Source organism: Streptomyces sp. NPDC020299 (assembly GCF_044387825.1).
Classification (GTDB): domain Bacteria; phylum Actinomycetota; class Actinomycetes; order Streptomycetales; family Streptomycetaceae; genus Streptomyces.
This window is the reverse complement of record NZ_JBIRWL010000017.1, coordinates 224,664-244,211: the sequence shown is the minus strand read 5'-3', so window position 1 is coordinate 244,211 and position 19,548 is coordinate 224,664. Positions and strand designations below refer to the sequence as shown.

The window sequence follows — 19,548 nt, the reverse complement described above, 5'->3', positions numbered from 1 at the left end:
GCGAAGCCCCCGCCGGGGTGCGGGGGCGGAGCCCCGCGAGGGGTGCAGGGGACGCAGTCCCCGCCGGGGTCTGGGGCGGAGCCCCAGGGTGGGGCGACCTTCCAGTTGGCCGTCATGGGTGGGTGGGTGGGAAACCCCGGGGTCCAGGGGCGCAGGCCCCTGGCGGGGTCTGGGGCGGAGCCCCAGGGCAAGCCCCCGCCCCGCAGGCCACTCCGCCCCCGCTTACAACCGGCCAAGCACGCGCGCGAGCAACGCTCCCATCCGAGAAGCCGAATCCCGCCCCGCCTGCAGAACCTCCTCATGGTTCAGCGGCTCCCCGGTCATACCGGCGGCGAGATTCGTCACCAGGGAGATCCCGAGCACCTCCGCCCCGGCCTCCCGCGCCGCGATGGCCTCCAGCACCGTGGACATACCCACGAGGTCCGCCCCGATCACCCGGGCCATCCGGATCTCGGCCGGCGTCTCGTAGTGCGGGCCGGGGAACTGCGCGTAGACGCCCTCCTCCAGCGAGGGGTCGATCTCCTTGCACAGCGCCCGCAGCCGCGGCGAGTACAGATCGGTCAGGTCCACGAAGTTCGCCCCGACGATCGGCGAGGTCGCCGTCAGGTTGATGTGGTCGCTGATCAGCACCGGCTGCCCGGGCCGCATGCCCTCGCGCAGACCCCCGCATCCGTTGGTGAGCACCACGGTCTTGCAGCCCGCGGCCACCGCCGTACGTACGCCGTGCGCCACGGCGGCGACACCGCGGCCCTCGTAGTAGTGCGTACGTCCCAGGAAGACCAGCGCGCGCTTGTCACCGATGACGTACGAGCGGACCTTGCCGCCGTGGCCCTCGACGGCCGGCGCCGGGAACCCGGGCAGCTCGGTGACCTGGAACTCGGCGTCGGGAGCCCCCAGGGCGTCGACGGCCGGTGCCCAGCCGGAGCCCATCACGAGGGCGACGTCGTGGGTCTCGGCGCCGGTGAGCTCGCGCAGGCGGGCGGCAGCCGTGTCGGCGGCGGCGTACGGGTCGCCCTGGATGTCGTCCGGAAGAAGAGATGCGTTCACGCGGACGAGCGTAGCCGGTCTCGGCCTACGCGCGTAGATGACGGAGCTCACGGGAACGCGATCGTTGTCTTGTCGTTTCCGTCGGGTCCAGGCGCAGGGAAGTCGAGCCGGGTCAGCCCTCGCCCGGGATGAGGACGTCCTTGTCGTTGAATACCTCGACGATGAAGATCAGCAGACGGCCGCGGCTGACCGTGTACTCCACCAGGATGTTCTGGGTGAGCCGGATCGTCCGGTCGTCGCCGGTGGAGCTTATGGGGCGGGACACCGAGAGGAAGGGGTCACGGGCCAGGAGCGCGATGCCCTTGTCGAACGCGACGCGCTGCTGGTCGTCGAGCCGGTCGCGGGCCGCGGCGGCCTGCTCGGTGTAGTACACGTCGTACTGGGCGATGGGGGCCATGGCGCCCTCCCGTTCCTGCTTCGATCGGCCCAATTTTAGAGGCGAACCGCCTCAGCAGGGCCGTTTCCGCAGCTCCATCACGTAATCGTGGGGCGCTCCCGCCGACTCCGCCGCGTCCGCGAGCTCGCCGAGGTAGCGCGCCGACGGCAGCCCGCCCTCGTACCCGTTGAGCACGTACACCCAGGCCGGCTCCGAGCCGTCCAGCGTGTGCACCCGTACCCGCATCCGCCGGTAGATGCCGAGGCCGACGCCCTCCCAGCGGTCCATGGACTCCTCGTCCATCGGCGCGATGTCGTACAGCGCGACGAAGACCTGCGAGAGGGGGTCCTCGACGAGCGTCGCGAGCGCGCCCTCCCAGCCCAGCTGCTCGCCGCCGAAGGTCAGCCGCCATCCGTTCAGCCAGCCGGTGGCGCGCAGCGGCGAGTGCGGGGCGCGGCGGGACATCAGCCGTGCGTCGAGATTGCCGGCGTACGCGGCGTAGAGCGACGACATGGATCGAGGGTACGGCAGCGGGAACTCCCGTCCCTGCCACCCCGGCAGTAACCTCGAAATGGTGGGCCTGCGCCCCCGGGCGGAAGCACATTGAGGCGTGCGGGACAATGGAGTACGTGACTCGGATCGTGATCATCGGTGGCGGACCCGGCGGATACGAAGCGGCGCTGGTGGCCGCGCAGCTCGGTGCGGAGGTGACCGTCGTCGACTGCGACGGTCTGGGCGGGGCGTCGGTGCTGACCGACTGCGTGCCGTCGAAGACGCTCATCGCGACGGCCGAGGTGATGACCACCTTCGACTCGTCGTACGAGGAGCTGGGCATCATCGTCGCGGACGACACCCCGCCGCTGGAGCAGGCGGCCCGGGTCGTCGGGGTGGACCTGGGGAAGGTCAACCGCCGTGTGAAGCGGCTCGCCCTCGCCCAGTCGCACGACATCACCGCCTCCGTCACGCGCGCCGGCGCCCGGGTCGTGCGGGGCCGCGGCCGGCTGGAGGGCATGCAGGCCCTCGACGGCTCCCGGAAGGTCGTCGTGCGTGCCGCCGACGGCACCGAGGAGACGCTCGTCGCCGACGCCGTCCTCATCGCCACCGGCGGTCACCCGCGCGAGCTGCCCGACGCCCAGCCCGACGGCGAGCGCATCCTGAACTGGACCCAGGTCTACGACCTCGACGAGCTCCCCGAGGAGCTCATCGTGGTCGGCTCCGGTGTCACGGGCGCGGAGTTCGCCGGCGCCTACCAGGCCCTCGGCTCCAAGGTCACCCTCGTCTCCTCCCGCGACCGCGTGCTGCCCGGTGAGGACCCGGACGCCGCCGCCGTCCTCGAGGACGTCTTCCGCCGCCGTGGCATGAACGTCATGGCCCGCTCCCGTGCGGAGTCCGCCAAGCGCGTGGGCGACCGGGTCGAGGTCACCCTCGCCGACGGCCGGGTCATCACCGGCTCGCACTGCCTGATGGCCGTCGGCGCCATCCCGAACAGCGCCGGCCTCGGTCTGGAGGAGGCCGGCGTGCGGCTGCGCGACTCCGGGCACATCTGGACCGACCGGGTGTCCCGGACCAGCGCGCCCGGCGTGTACGCGGCCGGAGACGTCACCGGCGTCTTCGCCCTCGCCTCCGTCGCGGCGATGCAGGGACGTATCGCCATGTACCACTTCCTGGGCGACGCGGTGACCCCGCTGAACCTCAAGACGGTCTCGTCGAACGTGTTCACCGACCCCGAGATCGCCACCGTCGGCTTCTCCCAGGCCGACATCGACGCCGGCAAGATCGAGGCCCGGGCCGTCAAGCTCCCCCTCCTGCGCAACCCGCGCGCGAAGATGCAGGGCATCCGCGACGGCTTCGTGAAGATCTTCTGCCGTCCGGGCACCGGAATCGTCGTCGGTGGTGTGGTGGTCGCGCCGCGCGCCTCGGAACTCATCCACCCCATCTCGATCGCCGTCGACAACAATCTGACGGTCGAACAGATCGCGAACGCCTTCACCGTGTACCCGTCCCTTTCGGGCTCGATCGCCGAAGTGGCACGGCAGTTGCACACTCGTAAGACGGGCGCCGAGGTCTGACGGCCGGATCCAAGTCCCCGCTGGTCACGGGGAGTTGTCGACCATGTGTGCGGCATAGGCGGGACGGGCAGGTCCTATACCACTTCCGACCCTGCTGTGCGAACAACTTCTGTTATTCGGCGCAAAGCGCTGAAAGCAGACGGTCACCCGCGTTACTGTCAGTTTCGTGTTCGCTGCAGAACGTCGCCAATTGATCCTCGAAATGGTGCGAGCGAACGGGGCCGTGTCGCTCCGTGAGCTCGCCCGTGTCGTCCAGACCTCCGAAGTGACCGTACGACGGGACGTGCGGGCGCTGGAGGCAGAAGGACTCCTCGACCGCCGGCACGGCGGTGCGGTATTGCCGGGCGGGTTCACGCGGGAGTCCGGCTTTCCGCAGAAATCCCATCTCGCGACCGCCGAGAAGACGGCCATCGCCGATCTCGCGGCGGGGCTCGTCGAAGAGGGCGAAGCCATCGTGGTGGGGGCGGGGACCACCACGCAGGAGCTGGCCCGCCGGCTCGCCCGGGTGCCCGGCCTGACCGTCGTCACCAACTCCCTCCTCGTCGCCCAGGCGCTGGCGCACGCCAACCGTGTGGAGGTCGTGATGACCGGGGGGACCCTGCGGGGCTCCAACTACGCCCTGGTGGGCTCCGGCGCCGAGCAGTCCCTCCAGGGGCTCAGAGTCTCCAAGGCCTTCCTCTCCGGAAGCGGTCTGACCGCCGAGCGCGGGCTGTCCACGTCCAACATGCTGTCGGCTTCCGTCGACCGCGCGCTGGTGCAGGCGGCCGCGGAGGTCGTGGTCCTCGCCGACCACACCAAGCTGGGCACGGACACGATGTTCCAGACGGTCCCCACGGACCTCATCACCCGTCTGGTCACCGACGAGCCCCCCGCCCACGACGACCGTGCCGCCACCGAACTCCAGGCCCTCGCCGACCAGGGGGTGCAGATCGCCGTGGCCGGGGCGTCGGGAAGCCCGGGGGGTGACCAGGTCCCGGCGCGCCAGCAGCGCCGGGACGTCCCCCTCCCCGGCCCCCGCCGCAGCCAGGTCCCCGGCCCGGGCCTCCGCTCCGCCACCGTCCTGGGCGCCGAACAGCCCACACCCACGGACCGCCCCCGAGTGGCGGACATGCGCCGCCGCTGACCGCTCCACGGGGGAGGGCGGTGGGGGTGCGCTGCCCAGGGGGGGGCGTGCGGGTGTGCGGCGCGAGTACCAGGCTCCCGCGCCGCGAGCCAGGCGCGCTCCACCCCGCCACCGCGTGAGGCCGCGCCATGACGCCCTTGAGGCTGCCTGCCTCCGCCGTGCCGTGAAGGCCGCCCCACCGCCTTGGGGACCGCGCCTGCGCGACGGCTGGGGCCTGGGGCCGTGCCCCACCACCATGGGGCCTGCGTCCGCGCGTCGCTGGGCGAGGTACGTGCTGCGTTGTCGCGGTGTGCCGCGGGACCGGCGGGGGAGGGCGCCGTGGGACGGGGCTCCGTGTGCCGCCGTGTGAGCCGCGCGCTGCCCGTGCCAAACCCCGGGTCTGCGACATGATCCGCCGGACAGGCCCTAGCCCTTCAGGCCCCTGAGGGTCAGTCGTAGCAGCCGGTCCGCCACGTCGGGGTCGGTCGGGGACTCCTCGGCCGCCAGGGCGATGGCGTGGGTCAGCTGGAGGAGGTCGCCGATGGGGACGTCGGCGCGGACGGCGCCGGACTCCTGGGCGCGGGCCAGCAGGGCGCCGCCCGCCTCGCGGATCGGGGTGCTGCACCGGGCCAGGGCGGAGGAGGGCTCGGCGGTCACCGACATCAGCGCCCGCGCCAGGCCGCGGTACTCACCGGCGTGCGTGACCATCTCGCGCAGCCACGTGACCAGGGCGGAGCAGGGTTCGGGGGAGTCGAGGAGCTCGCGGGCGCGGGTGAGGAGTTCGCTCACCGCGTCCTCGAAGACCGCGCTCATCAGCGCGTGCCGGTTCGGGAAGTGCCGGTACAGCGTGCCGATGCCGACGCCCGCGCGACGGGCCACGTCCTCCAGGGAGGCGTCGGTGCCGTGCTCGGCGAACGCGGCACGGGCTTCGGCGAGCAGCCGCTCGTGGTTCCGCCGGGCGTCCGCGCGCATGGCCCGCGGGACGACGGGCGCCGTCGCCGCGTCCCCGGCCCCGGCGGTCTCCCCCACGGTCGCGCCCCCCATGGCCTCCACCTGTCCTCTCGCGCCCCGACCAGGGCCTGTCCGGCAGATCATCTCGCAGACGCGGGGCTCGGCACGCCCATCTGCGGCGCTCACCAGCGTCGATGAGGCACCGCCCGTTTCCTGCGACCTGATCCGCCGGGCAGGCCCCAGCCCCGACTCGCCTCCAGGATGCCACCGGGCCGGCAAAAGGCGGGGCGCCCGGCGGACGAGTGGTTCGTCCGCCGGGCGCCCTGAAGCCCGTACACCTGCCCGCGGATCAGTCCTTGATCTCGCAGATGGCCGCGCCGGAGCTGATGGACGCGCCGATGTCGGCGCTGAGGCCCTTGATGGTGCCCGCCTTGTGGGCGTTGAGCGGCTGTTCCATCTTCATGGCCTCGAGTACGACGATCAGGTCGCCCTCCTTGACCTCCTGGCCCTCCTCGACCGCGACCTTCACGATCGTGCCCTGCATCGGGGAGGCGAGGGTGTCGCCCGAGGCGACCGGGCCGGACTTCTTCGCCGCGCGGCGCTTGGGCTTGGCACCCGCGGCCAGGCCGGTGCGGGCCAGCGACATGCCCAGCGACGACGGCAGGGAGACCTCCAGCCGCTTGCCGCCCACCTCGACGACGACCGTCTCACGGCCCGTCTCCTCCTCCGCCTCGGCGTCGGCCGGAGCGGTGAAGGGCTTGATCTCGTTGACGAACTCGGTCTCGATCCACCGCGTGTGGACCTGGAAGGGCTCGTCGGATCCGGTCAGCTCGGGGGCGAACGCCGGGTCGGTGACGACCGCGCGGTGGAAGGGGATGGCCGTGGCCATGCCCTCGACCTGGAACTCCTCCAGGGCGCGGGCCGCCCGCTCCAGGGCCTCCTTGCGGGTGCGGCCGGTGACGATCAGCTTGGCCAGCAGCGAGTCCCAGGCCGGGCCGATCACACTGCCGGCTTCCACGCCCGCGTCCAGGCGCACGCCCGGGCCGGAGGGTGCGTCGAAACGGGTGACCGTGCCGGGCGCGGGCAGGAAGTTGCGGCCCGGGTCCTCGCCGTTGATGCGGAACTCGAAGGAGTGTCCGCGCAGCGCCGGGTCGTCGTAGCCGAGTGCCTCGCCGTCGGCGACGCGGAACATCTCCCGCACCAGGTCGATGCCGGCGACCTCCTCGGTGACCGGGTGCTCGACCTGGAGGCGGGTGTTGACCTCCAGGAAGGAGATCGTGCCGTCCTGGCCGACCAGGAACTCGCACGTGCCGGCACCGACGTACCCGGCCTCCTTCAGGATGGCCTTCGACGCGGAGTACAGCTCGGCGACCTGCGCCTCGGACAGGAACGGCGCCGGAGCCTCCTCCACCAGCTTCTGGTGGCGGCGCTGCAGCGAGCAGTCACGCGTGGAGACCACGACCACGTTGCCGTGGGTGTCGGCCAGGCACTGGGTCTCGACGTGGCGGGGCCGGTCGAGGTAGCGCTCGACGAAGCACTCGCCGCGGCCGAAGGCGGCGACCGCCTCGCGCACCGCCGACTCGTACAGCTCGGGCACTTCCTCCAGGGTCCGGGCGACCTTCAGACCGCGGCCGCCGCCACCGAAGGCGGCCTTGATCGCGATGGGCAGGCCGTGCTGCTCCGCGAACGCCACGACCTCCTCCGCGCCGCTGACGGGGTCGGGGGTGCCGGCCACCAGGGGGGCGCCGGCGCGCTGGGCGATGTGACGGGCCGCCACCTTGTCGCCGAGGTCGCGGATGGCCTGCGGGGGCGGGCCGATCCAGATCAGGCCCGCGTCCAGGACCGCCTGGGCGAACTCGGCGTTCTCCGACAGAAAGCCGTAGCCCGGATGGATGGCGTCCGCGCCGGACTCACGGGCGGCCCCGAGGACCTTGGCGATGTCGAGGTAGCTGGTGGCCGGGGTGTCACCGCCCAGAGCGAACGCCTCATCCGCGGCGCGGACATGCAGAGCGTCCCGGTCCGGATCTGCGTAGACGGCCACGCTCGCGATCCCGGCGTCCCGGCAGGCCCGGGCCACGCGGACAGCGATTTCGCCACGGTTGGCGATGAGCACCTTGCGCACGATTGAGGCTCCCTCCTTGAAACAAGCCGAGTTTAGGGACTGCCGACACGGCACTTCGACCCGTCCCCAATGGTGAGCTTGCCCACACGGAGCGTGATTCGAGGCTCGCTCGACCCGCGAAAGCCCATGTCGCACCGAGGTACGCAAGGCTCCACCGGGCAACCCTAGTCCTGCCATGTGGTCAAGGTCTCTGTGAGAGCGTGCCGCGCCCCACTCGGTTTCTTTGTTGAGTCCCTACGAATGGCCCAACGATTCTTTGCTCCCGACCGGACCCTTGTCCCGGGGTTTACCCGTTAGTAGCGTTCGCGATGTCTTGAACGTACTTCAGGGAACGGCAGCTCCGGTCGGGCTGCGGTCGAAAGTGGGTGGGACCGGTGGTGCGCAGACCGGTGGCGTGTGTGGTGGCGGTAATACTCCTCGCCGAGGCACTCGGCATCGCGGCGCTGAACTGGTTCCTCGGAGTGGTGGTGGACCGTCAGGACATGTCCCTGGCCGGTCTCGACCCGGACAAGATGGCACTGTCCTCGAAGATCGGCGGAGTGCTCTTCGGTCTCTACTTCGCGCTGTGCGCCCTGGTCGCGCTGCTGGTCGCCGTCCGCGACCGCGCCCCGGCCGGCTTCGGGCGCGTCCTGCTGATCAGCGTGGCGGTGGTGCACGGGCTGCTGGGCGCGTTCGCCTGGGGGCTGGTGGGCTGGACCGCGTTCCTGTTCATGGTGGCGGTGCTGGCGCTGATCGTGCTGCTCCTGATGACGTACGACCGTCAGGGGGGCCCGGCCCCGGCGATGGCCGGTGGCACGCCCGGCGACGGCGACGGCGGCGGCCCGGGCAAAGACCCCGCTCCGGCTCCGGTTCCGGCGCCGGACCAAGCCCCCGAGCCGCAGGACGACGTGCCCCCTGCCCCGGTCACTCCGCCGGCGCCCACAACTCCGTGATGCCGACGCCCAGTTCCTTCAGCAGCCGCCGCACCAGGGGCAGGCTGATGCCGATCACGTTGCCGTGGTCACCGTCGATGCCCTCGATGAAGGGCGCGGAACGGCCGTCCAGGGTGAACGCCCCGGCGACGTAGAGGGGCTCGCCCGAGGCGACGTACGCGGCGATCTCCTCGTCGGTCGGCTCGCCGAAGCGGACCACGGTGGAGGCGGTGGCGGACACGTACCGCTTGGCCGCCGTGTCCCACACGCAGTGCCCCGTCTGGAGGATCCCGGCCCGCCCGCGCATCGCCTTCCAGCGGGCGGTGGCCTCCTCGGCGTCCGCGGGCTTGCCCAGCGCCTGTCCGTCCAGCTCCAGCACCGAGTCACAGCCGATCACGAGCGCGCCCTGCACCTCCGGCCGGGCGGCGACCACGGAGGCCTTCGCCTCGGCCAGGGCCAGCGCCAGCTCGGCGGGGGTGGGCGCGGTGACGGCGTCCTCGTCGAACCCGCTCACGATCACCTCTGGCTCCAGCCCGGCCTGCCGGAGCAGACCGAGCCGGGCGGGGGACTGGGAGGCGAGCACGAGTCGCCTGCGCGGCTTGGCAGTCATGCGGTCAGGTTATAGGCCCTGCCCGGCGGATCATGCCGCAGACGCGGGGCCTGGCACGCCCTCCCCTACTCTCGGCTTCGCTCGAGCGGGGGACCCCCATCGCGTCGACTCCCCCTCCGCCTTGCAGCTGCACGCGCCCCGCTCGGGTCGGCCGGAAGGTGCCGAGGCCTACGGCCGGCCTGATCCACACGACAGGACCTGGCCAAGCGGCCGCGCCGTCCTCACCTCAGCCCGATCACGATCATCGTGAGCACCATGGCCAGCGCCATGAGAAGGCCGAGCCGCCGAAGCATGTCCTGCATGTCGCGCAGTTCCTTCGGCGGCTCGTTCTCAGGGTCGGACCACAGCATCTCCCCATGGTCCGGCGGGGTGCCGGAGCGGCGCCTGAGTACGCGTACTCAACTTGGCCGCGAGGATTCCGCTTGTCCGGCTCACCCCGGCCAGTAGGTGCGGCTCCACGCCGCCGGACCCGGCTTCGGGAGCCGGTGGGCGGCGATACGGGCCGGGTCGGCCCAGGAGTCCCGGGGTCCTTCCGCGCCGGACGGCGAGTCGGCTGCCGCCGCGGCGCGGACCCGGACCACCGCCAGGGCGGCGGCCAGCTCCTCGGGGGTCGGATTACCCCGTACGACCTTGATCGTCACAGCGGCTCCTTAGAGGGGGATGTTGCCGTGCTTCTTCGGAGGAAGGGATTCCCGCTTCGTACGCAGCTGACGCAGGCCCCGCACCACGTGCCCGCGCGTGTCGGACGGCATGATCACCGCGTCGATGTAGCCGCGCTCGGCCGCGACATAGGGGTTGAGCAGGGCGTCCTCGTACTCCTGGATGAGCCGCGCCCGGGTGGCGTCCGCGTCCCCGGCGGCCTCCGCCTCGGCGATGGTGCGGCGGTGCAGGATGTTGACCGCGCCCTGCGCGCCCATCACGGCGATCTGGGCGGTGGGCCAGGCCAGGTTGAGGTCCGCGCCCAGGTGCTTGGACCCCATGACGTCGTACGCCCCGCCGAACGCCTTCCGGGTGATCACGGTGATCAGCGGGACGGTGGCCTCGGCGTAGGCGTAGATCAGCTTGGCGCCGCGCCGGATGATGCCGTCGTGCTCCTGGTCGACGCCCGGCAGGAAGCCCGGCACGTCGACGAAGGTGATGACCGGGACGTTGAAGGCGTCGCAGGTCCGCACGAACCGCGCGGCCTTCTCGCTCGCGGTGATGTCGAGGCAGCCCGCGAACTGCAGCGGCTGGTTGGCGACGATGCCCACGGGTTGGCCCTCGACCCGCCCGAAGCCGGTGAGGATGTTCGGCGCGAACAGCGGCTGCGTCTCGAAGAACTCCGCGTCGTCGAGGATGTGCTCGATCACCGTGTGCATGTCGTACGGCTGGTTGGCGCTGTCCGGCACCAGCGTGTCCAGCTCGCGGTCCTCGTCGGTGACGGTGAGGTCCGCCTCCTCGGGGAACACCGGGGCCTCGCTGAGGTTGTTGGACGGCAGGTACGACAGCAGCTGCTTGACGTACTCGATGGCGTCCTTCTCGTCGCCCGCCATGTGGTGGGCCACCCCGGAGGCGGTGTTGTGGGTCCGGGCCCCGCCCAGCTCCTCGAAGCCGACGTCCTCGCCGGTGACGGTCTTGATGACGTCCGGGCCGGTGATGAACATGTGCGAGGTCTGGTCGACCATGACCGTGAAGTCGGTGATGGCGGGGGAGTACACGGCACCACCCGCGCACGGACCCACGACGAGCGAGATCTGCGGGATGACACCGCTGGCGTGGGTGTTGCGCCGGAAGATCTCCCCGTACGCGCCCAGCGAGGCCACGCCCTCCTGGATCCGGGCGCCACCGGAGTCGTTGATCCCGATGACCGGGCAACCGGTCTTCAGGGCGAAGTCCATGACCTTGACGATCTTCTGCCCGTAGACCTCGCCCAGCGCTCCGCCGAAGACGGTGAAGTCCTGCGAGAACACCGCGACGGGACGTCCGTCGACGGTTCCGTATCCCGTCACGACGCCGTCCCCGTAGGGCCGGTTCTTCTCCAGTCCGAAGTTGGTGGACCGGTGCCGGGCGAACTCGTCCAGCTCGACGAAGGAATCCTCGTCGAGCAGTAGTTCGATCCGCTCACGGGCCGTCAGCTTGCCCTTGGCGTGCTGCTTTTCGACCGCGCGTGCGGAGCCGGCGTGCGTCGCTTCCTCGATGCGGCGCTGGAGATCCGCGAGTTTGCCCGCGGTCGTGTGGATGTCGATCCCTTGGATCTCTGGACGCTCTTCCGGCTCGGACATCGGGATGCGGCTCCCTGCCTGCTCAAAAGGGGGGACGGTTACTCATCCGTAGCGTAGTGGCGGCCCCATCAATCGGCAGTGCGGTGTTTGCCACACCTAGGGTGGCTTGCATGACGCCACGAGATGCAGCAGACGACAGTCGTTGGTCGGACCTGGAGCGCCCGCCCCTGAACGCCGCGGCGCTGCGGGGGGCGCTGGTACGGGAGGGCGGGCTGTGGTCCGGGGTGGAGGTGGTGCGGCGCACCGGTTCCACCAACAGCGACCTGGTGGCCCGGGCCGAGGCGGGCAAGGCCACCGAGGGCGCCGTACTCGTCGCGGAGGAGCAGACCTCCGGCAAGGGCCGTCTCGACCGCCAGTGGACGGCCCCCGCCCGCTCCGGCCTGTTCTTCTCCGTCCTGCTGCACCCCACCGAGGTGCCCGTGGCCCGCTGGGGCTGGCTTCCCCTGCTGACCGGGGTCGCGGTGGCGACGGGAGTGTCGCGGGTGGCGGGCGTGGACACGGCACTCAAATGGCCCAACGACCTGCTGGTGACCGTGAACGGCGAGGAACGCAAGGCCGGCGGCATCCTCGCGGAGCGGGCCGGGGACGACGGGGTCGTCATCGGCGTCGGCATCAACGTCTCGCTGTGCGCCGAGGAACTGCCGGTCCCCCAGGCCGGTTCGCTGGCGCTGGCCGGGGCGGTGAGCACGGACCGGGATCCGCTGCTGCGGGCGGTGCTGCGCTCGCTGGCCGACTGGTACGAGCGCTGGCGCTCGGCCGGGGGCGACCCGGCGGCCAGCGGACTCCAGGAGACCTACGCGGCCGGCTGCGCCACCCTCGGCCGGCATGTACGCGCCGAGCTGCCGGGCGACCGGTCGGTCGTCGGCGAGGCGGTGGCCGTCGACGGCGACGGGCGGCTGGTGCTGGCGACGGAGGAAGGGGTGCGGGAGCCGGTGGGGGCGGGGGACATCGTGCACTTGCGGCCGGCGTGAGCTTGGCGTTTTCAGCCCGTCCGGGGGTGCCCCCTCTGGGGGAGTTCGAGGACGAGGCCGTCCAGGCCGACAGCGGGGGCCTGGGGGCGGCAGCCCCCAGCACGGCGCGCCCACCCCAACGCCCCCATCCGCCAAACCCAACGGAGTGAGCTGGCGCACACCTACCGTAGAGTGAAGGCCGGTCGATACCTGACCGTGGCAGATCGGAAGGGCAGCAGGCGTGACCGTCGACGACACGGGCTCCGGCGCGGACTCGGACGGCCGGGTGGATCCCGACGCCGCCGACTCCGGCGAGGACAACCCGCTCGCCCTGCGCCTGGAACACCTCATCCTGGGCGCCGAGCGGCGCTACACCCCGTTTCAGGCGGCCCGGAGCGCCGGCGTCTCCATGGAGCTGGCCTCCCGCTTCTGGCGGGCCATGGGCTTCGCCGACATCGGCCAGGCCAAGGCGCTGACGGAGGCCGACGTCCTGGCCCTGCGGCGCCTGGCCGGTCTCGTGGAGGCTGGGCTGCTGAGCGAGGCGATGGCCGTACAAGTCGCGCGCTCCACCGGGCAGACCACCGCCCGGTTGGCGGAGTGGCAGATCGATTCCTTCCTGGAGGGGCTGACCGAGCCGCCCGAGCCGGGCATGACCCGCACCGAGGTGACGTACCCGATCGTCGAGCTGCTCCTGCCCGAGCTGGAGGAGTTCCTCGTCTACGTCTGGCGCCGCCAGCTCGCCGCCTCGGCGGGCCGGGTCGTGCAGGCCGCGGACGACGAGGAGATGGTCGACCGCAGGCTCGCCGTCGGCTTCGCGGACCTGGTCGGCTTCACGCGGCTGACCCGCCGTATGGAGGAGGAGGAGCTCGGCGAACTGGTCGAGGCGTTCGAGACGACCGCCGCCGACCTGGTGGCCGCGCGCGGCGGCCGGCTCATCAAGACCCTGGGCGACGAGGTCCTGTACGCCGCCGACGACGCGGGCACGGCCGCGGACATCGCGCTGCGGCTGGTCGAGACGATGGCGAACGACGAGACGATGCCCGAGCTGCGGGTCGGGATGGCGTTCGGCACGGTGACCACCCGGATGGGTGATGTCTTCGGTACGACGGTGAACCTCGCCTCCCGGCTGACCTCGATAGCCCCGCGCGACTCCGTGCTCGTCGACAGCGCCTTCGCCGAGGAGATCATCCGTACCGGCGAGGCACCCGCGTCGGAGGCGGAGGCGGCCGAGGCCGCGGCCGCCGCGGAGAAGGAGGGCGAGGAGCCGCCGACGTACCGCTTCGCGCTCCAGCCCATGTGGCAGCGCCCGGTCCGCGGCCTCGGCGTCGTCGAACCGTGGCTGCTCGCACGACGGGACGGCGACGCCTGATCCCGGCCCCGGCCCCGGCGCCGGCCCTCCGCCCTTGGCCTTCCGGCCCCTGGCTTGGTCATCGGCCCCGCGGCCCCTGGCTCCGGCCCTTTTGGCCACCGGCCACCGGCGCTGGTCCTTCGGCCTCTGCCCCCTGGCTTTGCCTCCTGGCTCCCGGCCCCTGGCTTGGCCACCAGCCGGCGGCGCGGGACCTGCGGCTGCGGGCTCGGCCCCGGCCCTTGGCTCTCCGGCCCCTGGCATTGCCTCCTGGCTCCTGGTCCTCCGGCCGCTGGCTTGACCCCCGGTCCCGGGCCCTTGGCCCTCCGGCCCTTGGTTCGGCCATCGGCCCCTCGCCCTGGGCCCCGTGTCCGCCCCTTGGCCCCCGCTTCTACCCCAAGACCCGGTTCACGCACAGCCCGATGACCGGCAGGCACACGCCCCCGTGCTGACTCGGTGTCGGAGTCGGGGTGCCGGTGTTTCGGGTCGGGGGCGGCTCGGGGGTGTGGGGTGGGGCCGAGGCGGGGGGCGTGGTCGGCGGCCTCGGTGTGGTTCCGGGGGTCGGCCCGTCCGCCGTCGTGGGGATGGAGGCCGGGGCGTGCACCGGAAGTGTCGTCGGGACGGCGGTGGCGGAGCCCAGGCGTGCCGTGGGGGACGGTGTCGGGCGCCCGCTGACCCCGCCCATGGTGGAGGTCGCCGAGGGCAGGGGTGCGGCGCCGACGGAGACGGCCGTGTTCGCGGACCTGTCCGTGGCGCCGCCGGCGCCGAGCCGGGGTTCGGCCTCCGCGGTGCCGGGGGCGCCGACGCCGGAGTCGGGTGCCATCCGTACGAGGCTCAGGGCGCCGGCGGCCAGGGCCAGGCCACCGGCGGCGAGCAGGACCTTGCGGGGGCGGGGCTTGCGGTGCCGGCCGCGCCGGACGAGCGGTTCGGTGTGCGGAGCCGCGCTCGTACTCGTGTGCGTTGCCGTGTCTGTCATCGCGTTCCCTCCCCGCCGCGCGCACCATGCGCCCCCGATGCGCCGCGCAGCGCACGCTATGCGCTCCCGTGGGCGGCCGGGCCGGGGTCGGGCGGGATATCACTCGAACGGGGGAGCGGGCCGGCTCTTCCCCGACCGGGTCACGACTGCGATGATCGGGAGGCAGGAAGTTAACCCGCGTTAACCGGAGGGGTGTCATGAGCGAGGAGCGGTTCGGGGAGTTCGTGCTGGTGCGGCGGCACGGGCACGTCGCGGAGCTCGTGCTGGACCGGCCCAAGGCCATGAACGCCGTCTCGACCGACATGGCCCGGTCCGTAGCGGGCGCGTGCGCCGCGCTCGCCGCCGACCCGGACGCGCGCGTGGTCGTACTGACGTCGTCGCACGAGCGGGCGTTCTGCGTCGGGGCCGATCTAAAGGAGCGCAACTCCTTCAGCGACGCCGACCTGCTGCGGCAGCGGCCGGTGACCCGGGGCGCCTACACCGGCGTGCTGGAGCTGCCGATGCCGACCGTCGCCGCCTTGCACGGGTTCGCGCTCGGCGGTGGCTTCGAACTGGCGCTGGCCTGCGATCTGATCGTGGCCGACCGCACGGCCGTGGTCGGACTGCCCGAGGTGTCGGTGGGCGTGATCCCGGGCGGCGGCGGTACGCAGTTGCTGCCCCGGCGGGTCGGGGCGGCGCGGGCGGCGGAGCTGATCTTCACCGCGCGGCGGCTGGAGGCGGCCGAGGCCCATGAGCTGGGGGTGGTGGACCAACTGGTGGAGGAGGGGCGGGACCGGGACGAGGCCCTTGCGCTGGCCTCCCGGATCGCCGGGAACTCGCCGGTCGGGCTGCGGGCGGCGAAGCGGGCGCTGCGGCTGGGGCAGGGGCTGGATCTGCGGGCCGGGCTGGAGGTGGAGGACGCGGCCTGGCGGGCGGTGGCGTTCTCGGGGGACCGGGCGGAGGGGGTGGCGGCGTTCAACGAGAAGCGCAAGCCCCAGTGGCCGGGGGAGTGACGGGGGCGGTTCCCCTGAAACGTCCCTAACCTGGAGTGATGGGTGAGGACAAGCGTCTCGCCGCCGTGGTCGCACTGGCGCAGGGCATGGCGGCGGCGCACACGCCCCGCGAGTCCTGGCGGGCCGCGGCGCTCGGAGCGTGCCGGGCGCTGGACGGGAGCTTCGCCGCGCTGTCCGTGTGGGAGCGGGACCGCGGGCGGCTGCGGGTGCTGGTGAACGCGGGGGAGCGGGCCCCGGACGAGGAGGAGTTCCCGGACCACGAGACCTATCCGGTGCACCAGTTCGCGGAGATCACCGAGTTCCTGCACGAGCGGTGGGCGGGCGGCCAGGGGCCCAGCGCCTGGGTCGAGACCTCCGAGGGGCCCGCCGCCGGACGCCCCGGCTACTTCCACCAGCGGGTCGCCGCCCTGCGCCGCCGCGGGCGGGGGTGCTGTGTGGTGGCGCCGGTGGTGCTGCACGGCAGGGCCTGGGGCGAGCTGTACGTGGCCCGCGCGGCCGGTGCGCCCGTCTTCGACCGGGGCGAGGCCGGCTTCGCCACCGTACTGGCGGCGGTCGTCGCCGCCGGGCTCGCGCAGACGGAACGGCTTCAGGAGGCCCGCCGGCTGGCGTTCACCGACCCGCTGACCGGGCTGGCCAACCGCCGTGCCGTCGACGTTCGTCTGGAGGAGGCCGTCGAGCGGCACCGGCGGGAGGGCGTGGTGGTCAGCCTGGCCGTGTGCGACCTCAACGGGCTCAAGCGGGTCAACGACACCCAGGGGCACGCCGTGGGGGACCGGCTCCTCGAACGTTTCGGTTCCGTGCTGTCGCTGTGCGGGGCGATGCTGCCGGGGACCCTCGCGGCGCGGCTGGGCGGGGACGAGTTCTGTCTGCTGGCGGTGGGGCCGCCGGCCGACGACGTGGTCAAGGCGGCGGACGAACTCTGCCGCCGAGCCGCGGAGTTGGAGCTGGGCGAGGGCGTGGCCTGCGGAGTCGCGTCCACGGCGGACCCCATCGGCGAGGTACGTTCCGCCCGCCGCCTGTTCCGGCTGGCCGACGCGGCGCAGTACCGTGCGAAGGCGCTCCGCGCGGACCGCCCGGTGGTGGCCGGCCGGCAGGGTCCCGACGACCCGGTGGTCCGCCTGGCCGACGAGCCGTCCCCGGAGCGGGCCGAGCGTCGTCGCTTCCGTGGCCGACGGCCGTGACCGGTGTCTGGACCGGCGCGTGGGTTGTTCCGGTTAGGTGATGCGGCGCAGTACCGTGCGAAGGCGCTCCGCGCGGACCGCCCGGTGGTGGCCGGCGGCAGGGTCCCGACCCGGTGATCCCGAGCGGGCCGCGCGTCGTCGCTTCCGTGGCCGTCGGCCGTGACCGGCCGCTTGTCCGGTGCGGTAAGGGGCGGAGCCGTCCCACACTAGTGACATCCATGCATTCAATGCGTACGCTCCTGAATATGGATATGCACACTGTGGTGGTGGGGACGACGGGTGTCACCGCGTCCGACGTTCTCGCCGTGGCGCGCGGCGGCGCTCGCGTCGAGCTGTCGGGGGAGGCGGTGGCGGCCCTCGCGGCGGCCCGGGAGATCGTGGACGCCCTGGCTGCCAAGCCGGAGCCGGTCTACGGCGTGAGCACCGGCTTCGGCGCCCTGGCGACCCGGCACATCAGCCAGGACCTGCGCACCCAGCTGCAGCGCAACATCGTCCGCTCGCACGCCGCCGGCATGGGCCCGAGGGTGGAGCGGGAGGTCGTACGGGCCCTGATGTTCCTGCGGCTCAAGACCGTCTGCTCCGGGCACACGGGTGTGCGGCCCGAGGTCGCGCAGACCATGGCTGACGTGCTGAACGCCGGTATCACCCCCGTCGTGCACGAGTACGGCTCCCTCGGCTGCTCCGGCGACCTCGCCCCGCTGTCCCACTGCGCCCTGACCCTGATGGGCGAGGGCGACGCCGAGGGCCCCGACGGGACCGTCCGCCCCGCCGGTGAGCTGCTCGCCGAGCACGGTATCCAGCCCGTCGAACTGCGCGAGAAGGAAGGCCTCGCCCTCCTCAACGGCACCGACGGCATGCTCGGCATGCTGTTCATGGCCCTCGCCGACCTCGATGTCCTCTACAAGTCCGCGGACGTCACCGCCGCCCTCAGCCTCGAGGGGCTGCTCGGCACGGACAAGGTACTCGCGCCCGAACTGCACGCCATCCGCCCGCACCCGGGACAGGGCGCCTCCGCCGCCAACATGCTGGCCGTGCTCAAGGGTTCCCAGCTCACCGGCCACCACCAGGACGACGCCCCCCGCGTCCAGGACGCCTACTCCGTACGCTGCGCCCCGCAGGTCGCCGGCGCCGGACGGGACACCCTCGCGCACGCCCGCCTGGTCGCCGAGCGCGAACTCGCCTCCGCCGTGGACAACCCGGTCGTGCTCCCCGAGGGCCGCGTCGAGTCCAACGGCAACTTCCACGGCGCCCCGGTCGCCTACGTGCTGGACTTCCTCGCCATCGCCGCCGCCGACCTCGGCTCCATCGCCGAGCGCCGCACCGACCGGCTGCTCGACAAGAACCGCAGCCACGGCCTCCCGCCGTTCCTCGCGGACGACCCCGGCGTGGACTCCGGGCTGATGATCGCCCAGTACACCCAGGCCGCCCTGGTCAGCGAGATGAAGCGGCTCGCCGTGCCGGCCTCCGCCGACTCCATCCCGTCCTCCGCCATGCAGGAGGACCACGTGTCGATGGGCTGGTCGGCCGCGCGCAAGCTGCGCACCGCCATCGACAACCTGACCCGGATCATCGCCGTCGAGCTGTACGCCGCCACGCGTGCCATAGAGCTGCGCGAGGGTCTCGCCCCGGCGCCCGCCTCCCAGGCGGTCATCGACGCCGTACGGGCCGCCGGCGTCCAGGGCCCCGGCCCGGACCGCTTCCTCGCGCCCGACCTGGCCGCCGCCGACGCGTTCGTGCGCAGCGGGGAGCTCGTCACCGCCGTCGAGACGGTCACCGGGCCGCTGCAGTAGGCAGCAGAAGCAAAAGGGGCCCTGTCCGCGGACAGGGCCCCTCTCACGTCCCGTACATCACTTCAGCTTGGCCGCCTGGGCCTTGATCACCGCGGCCGACACCGTGTAGGCCTTCTTGGACATACCCGCGCCGATGTTGATGGTGCTGTACGTCGCGACGCTGTTCCCGTGCCGCACGACCTCGCCATGGAGCGGAACGGCCCCGTCCGGCGTGTTGTTGGTCGCGGTGAAGGCCAGCGACTCGTCACCCGTGCCCGAGGACTTCTCCTGCGCGACCTTGCTGAACTTCCCCTTCTCGCCGTCCTGCTCGCCGGAGAAGCCGCCCGCGCACGCCTTCACCGCGTCGGAGACCGTCCGCACGGCCTTCTCGGCGCCGTCGCCGTCGTACGAGGCCAGGGTGACCACGGTGACGTCCAGGTCCAGGGACTTGTTGAGCGCGTCCTCGAACTTGCCGTCGGCCAGGTCGTCCAGGGACGTGGCGTCGTCCGTGGGGTCCTTCTTGTCCTCCGTGGCCATACGGCTGGTGTTCGTCGCCGGGTCACCGGGCGCGATGCCGGTCAGGACGTCGATCAGCGGGTCGCACTTGGCGTCGTCCGCCTTGACCTTGCTGTCGGCGGGGATGCCCCCCTCGACGGCGCCGACCTTGAAGCCGGGCACCTCGCCCTTGGCGATGATCAGCTTCTGCAACTCCGCGGCGCTCAGCGCCTTCACGTCCGACGAAGACGCGTTGGATCCCTTGGCATCCTTCGCGTTCCCGGAGTCCTTCGACCCGTCCTCGGAGCACCCCGTGACAAGGGCGAACGACAGCACGCTCACTGTGGCAGCGGCGCACAGACGCACGCCCGATGATCTCTTCATGAGCGGA

19 protein-coding genes are annotated in these 19,548 nt (G+C 72.4%); 8 read left to right on the top strand and 11 right to left on the bottom strand.

Features of this window, described 5'->3' with window-relative positions; translation table 11 throughout:
* Positions 1-222: 222 nt before the first annotated feature.
* From ACH45E_RS35485 to ACH45E_RS35475, 3 genes are all read right to left on the bottom strand, one after another.
* Positions 223-1,047, bottom strand: a complete 825-nt coding sequence (locus ACH45E_RS35485; RefSeq protein ID WP_361447401.1) for a purine-nucleoside phosphorylase — start codon at positions 1,045-1,047, stop codon at positions 223-225.
* 112 nt (positions 1,048-1,159) lie between these two features.
* Positions 1,160-1,444, bottom strand: coding sequence for a hypothetical protein (locus tag ACH45E_RS35480; RefSeq protein ID WP_361447403.1), 285 nt, complete (start codon positions 1,442-1,444; stop codon positions 1,160-1,162).
* A 51-nt stretch (positions 1,445-1,495) separates the two neighbouring features.
* Positions 1,496-1,936, bottom strand: coding sequence for a gamma-glutamylcyclotransferase (locus ACH45E_RS35475; RefSeq protein WP_361447405.1), 441 nt, complete (start codon positions 1,934-1,936; stop codon positions 1,496-1,498).
* Positions 1,937-2,043: 107 nt separating this feature from the next.
* On the opposite strand from ACH45E_RS35475, the gene ACH45E_RS35470 reads away from it, so the two are divergent.
* A complete protein-coding gene (locus tag ACH45E_RS35470) occupies positions 2,044-3,492 on the top strand; it encodes an NAD(P)H-quinone dehydrogenase (RefSeq protein ID WP_361447406.1) in 1,449 nt (482 codons plus the stop codon).
* A gap of 202 nt (positions 3,493-3,694) precedes the next feature.
* Positions 3,695-4,615, top strand: coding sequence for a DeoR/GlpR family DNA-binding transcription regulator (locus tag ACH45E_RS35465; protein ID WP_399042223.1), 921 nt, complete (start codon positions 3,695-3,697; stop codon positions 4,613-4,615).
* Positions 4,616-5,020: 405 nt separating this feature from the next.
* On the opposite strand, the gene ACH45E_RS35460 is transcribed toward ACH45E_RS35465, so the two are convergent.
* Together ACH45E_RS35460 and ACH45E_RS35455 are read right to left on the bottom strand one after the other, a co-directional pair.
* Positions 5,021-5,566 (bottom strand): helix-turn-helix domain-containing protein, encoded by a 546-nt coding sequence (locus ACH45E_RS35460; RefSeq protein WP_361447788.1) that lies wholly within the window; start codon positions 5,564-5,566, stop codon positions 5,021-5,023.
* Positions 5,567-5,894: 328 nt separating this feature from the next.
* The gene (locus ACH45E_RS35455; RefSeq protein WP_361447410.1) at positions 5,895-7,667 is read right to left on the bottom strand and encodes a biotin carboxylase N-terminal domain-containing protein; all 1,773 of its coding nucleotides are present in this window, start codon (positions 7,665-7,667) and stop codon (positions 5,895-5,897) included.
* 374 nt (positions 7,668-8,041) lie between these two features.
* Here ACH45E_RS35455 and ACH45E_RS35450 point away from each other — a divergent pair, with 374 nt between their 5' ends.
* A complete protein-coding gene (locus ACH45E_RS35450; protein ID WP_361447412.1) occupies positions 8,042-8,599 on the top strand; it encodes a hypothetical protein in 558 nt (185 codons plus the stop codon).
* Here the strand turns inward: ACH45E_RS35450 and ACH45E_RS35445 are convergent.
* From ACH45E_RS35445 to ACH45E_RS35430, 4 genes are all read right to left on the bottom strand, one after another.
* Entirely contained in the window at positions 8,571-9,188 is a 618-nt protein-coding gene (locus ACH45E_RS35445) for a nucleoside triphosphate pyrophosphatase (RefSeq protein ID WP_361447414.1), read from the bottom strand. The genes ACH45E_RS35450 and ACH45E_RS35445 overlap by 29 nt on opposite strands.
* 221 nt (positions 9,189-9,409) lie before the next feature.
* Complete coding sequence (mmpB, locus tag ACH45E_RS35440) at positions 9,410-9,538, bottom strand: morphogenic membrane protein MmpB (protein WP_361447416.1); 129 nt, start codon at positions 9,536-9,538, stop codon at positions 9,410-9,412.
* Between the two features lie 81 nt (positions 9,539-9,619).
* Positions 9,620-9,829: an acyl-CoA carboxylase epsilon subunit gene (locus tag ACH45E_RS35435; protein WP_361447418.1), complete on the bottom strand. Its 210-nt coding sequence runs from the start codon at positions 9,827-9,829 to the stop codon at positions 9,620-9,622.
* A 9-nt stretch (positions 9,830-9,838) separates the two neighbouring features.
* Positions 9,839-11,449: an acyl-CoA carboxylase subunit beta gene (locus tag ACH45E_RS35430; protein WP_361447420.1), complete on the bottom strand. Its 1,611-nt coding sequence runs from the start codon at positions 11,447-11,449 to the stop codon at positions 9,839-9,841.
* 110 nt (positions 11,450-11,559) lie between these two features.
* Between ACH45E_RS35430 and ACH45E_RS35425 the strand changes: the two genes are divergently transcribed.
* Positions 11,560-12,420, top strand: a complete 861-nt coding sequence (locus ACH45E_RS35425; RefSeq protein WP_361447422.1) for a biotin--[acetyl-CoA-carboxylase] ligase — start codon at positions 11,560-11,562, stop codon at positions 12,418-12,420.
* A 220-nt stretch (positions 12,421-12,640) separates the two neighbouring features.
* Positions 12,641-13,768, top strand: coding sequence for an adenylate/guanylate cyclase domain-containing protein (locus tag ACH45E_RS35420; RefSeq protein WP_361447424.1), 1,128 nt, complete (start codon positions 12,641-12,643; stop codon positions 13,766-13,768).
* 367 nt (positions 13,769-14,135) lie between these two features.
* Here ACH45E_RS35420 and ACH45E_RS35415 read toward each other — a convergent pair whose 3' ends face one another.
* Positions 14,136-14,720, bottom strand: coding sequence for a hypothetical protein (locus ACH45E_RS35415; protein WP_361447426.1), 585 nt, complete (start codon positions 14,718-14,720; stop codon positions 14,136-14,138).
* Between the two features lie 197 nt (positions 14,721-14,917).
* On the opposite strand from ACH45E_RS35415, the gene ACH45E_RS35410 reads away from it, so the two are divergent.
* The 3 genes from ACH45E_RS35410 to hutH all read left to right on the top strand — a co-directional run bounded on the left by ACH45E_RS35410 (position 14,918) and on the right by hutH (position 18,683).
* The gene (locus ACH45E_RS35410) at positions 14,918-15,712 is read left to right on the top strand and encodes an enoyl-CoA hydratase-related protein (protein ID WP_361447428.1); all 795 of its coding nucleotides are present in this window, start codon (positions 14,918-14,920) and stop codon (positions 15,710-15,712) included.
* A gap of 38 nt (positions 15,713-15,750) precedes the next feature.
* On the top strand, positions 15,751-16,893 hold the full coding sequence (locus tag ACH45E_RS35405; protein WP_361447430.1) for a GGDEF domain-containing protein: 1,143 nt from the start codon (positions 15,751-15,753) through the stop codon (positions 16,891-16,893).
* A 251-nt stretch (positions 16,894-17,144) separates the two neighbouring features.
* On the top strand, positions 17,145-18,683 hold the full coding sequence (hutH, locus tag ACH45E_RS35400; protein ID WP_361447791.1) for a histidine ammonia-lyase: 1,539 nt from the start codon (positions 17,145-17,147) through the stop codon (positions 18,681-18,683).
* A 57-nt stretch (positions 18,684-18,740) separates the two neighbouring features.
* Here hutH and ACH45E_RS35395 read toward each other — a convergent pair whose 3' ends face one another.
* A complete protein-coding gene (locus ACH45E_RS35395) occupies positions 18,741-19,541 on the bottom strand; it encodes a hypothetical protein (protein ID WP_361447432.1) in 801 nt (266 codons plus the stop codon).
* Positions 19,542-19,548: the final 7 nt, after the last annotated feature.

What these genes read in the sequence shown, in the direction of transcription:
- ACH45E_RS35480 (WP_361447403.1), bottom strand. Translation starts at nt 1,444, where the DNA reads ATGGCCCCCATCGCCCAGTACGACGTGTACTACACCGAGCAGGCCGCC.
- ACH45E_RS35475 (WP_361447405.1), bottom strand. Translation starts at nt 1,936, where the DNA reads ATGTCGTCGCTCTACGCCGCGTACGCCGGCAATCTCGACGCACGGCTG.
- ACH45E_RS35470 (WP_361447406.1), top strand. Translation starts at nt 2,044, where the DNA reads ATGGAGTACGTGACTCGGATCGTGATCATCGGTGGCGGACCCGGCGGA.
- ACH45E_RS35465 (WP_399042223.1), top strand. Translation starts at nt 3,695, where the DNA reads ATGGTGCGAGCGAACGGGGCCGTGTCGCTCCGTGAGCTCGCCCGTGTC.
- ACH45E_RS35460 (WP_361447788.1), bottom strand. Translation starts at nt 5,566, where the DNA reads ATGCGCGCGGACGCCCGGCGGAACCACGAGCGGCTGCTCGCCGAAGCC.
- ACH45E_RS35445 (WP_361447414.1), bottom strand. Translation starts at nt 9,188, where the DNA reads ATGACTGCCAAGCCGCGCAGGCGACTCGTGCTCGCCTCCCAGTCCCCC.
- mmpB (WP_361447416.1), bottom strand. Translation starts at nt 9,538, where the DNA reads ATGCTGTGGTCCGACCCTGAGAACGAGCCGCCGAAGGAACTGCGCGAC.
- ACH45E_RS35430 (WP_361447420.1), bottom strand. Translation starts at nt 11,449, where the DNA reads ATGTCCGAGCCGGAAGAGCGTCCAGAGATCCAAGGGATCGACATCCAC.
- ACH45E_RS35425 (WP_361447422.1), top strand. Translation starts at nt 11,560, where the DNA reads ATGACGCCACGAGATGCAGCAGACGACAGTCGTTGGTCGGACCTGGAG.
- ACH45E_RS35415 (WP_361447426.1), bottom strand. Translation starts at nt 14,720, where the DNA reads ATGACAGACACGGCAACGCACACGAGTACGAGCGCGGCTCCGCACACC.
- ACH45E_RS35410 (WP_361447428.1), top strand. Translation starts at nt 14,918, where the DNA reads ATGAGCGAGGAGCGGTTCGGGGAGTTCGTGCTGGTGCGGCGGCACGGG.
- ACH45E_RS35405 (WP_361447430.1), top strand. Translation starts at nt 15,751, where the DNA reads ATGGGTGAGGACAAGCGTCTCGCCGCCGTGGTCGCACTGGCGCAGGGC.
- hutH (WP_361447791.1), top strand. Translation starts at nt 17,145, where the DNA reads ATGCACACTGTGGTGGTGGGGACGACGGGTGTCACCGCGTCCGACGTT.
- ACH45E_RS35395 (WP_361447432.1), bottom strand. Translation starts at nt 19,541, where the DNA reads ATGAAGAGATCATCGGGCGTGCGTCTGTGCGCCGCTGCCACAGTGAGC.